This is a genomic window from Gilvimarinus sp. 1_MG-2023 (assembly GCF_030548285.1).
Genome location: NZ_JAUOSC010001583.1, coordinates 1 through 241, shown reverse-complemented (window position 1 = coordinate 241; position 241 = coordinate 1). Strand labels below are relative to the sequence as shown.

Annotated in this window: 1 pseudogene; it reads left to right on the top strand. The window is 62.7% G+C overall.

The annotated features are described in order from the left end of the window. Positions 1-241: pseudogene (locus tag Q4563_RS22135) on the top strand (16S rRNA (cytosine(967)-C(5))-methyltransferase RsmB); the annotation flags it as partial.

Here is a 241-nt window from a genome sequence, read left to right as displayed (position 1 = left end):
CAGCTGCCGCCGTTGTGCTTGCGGGTCAATCGCCGTCAGGGTGAGCGTGATGCGTATTTACATCAGCTGCAAGCAGTCGGAATCGAAGCCCGTCCGGCGCCGTTTGCGCCCCAGGGTATTTACCTCAAGGAGCGCTGCGATGTCACCACGCTGCCCGGGTTTATGGAAGGTGCGGTCAGTGTCCAGTACGAAGCCGCTCAGCTGACCGCTGACTTGCTCGCGCCCCAGGCAGGGGAACGGA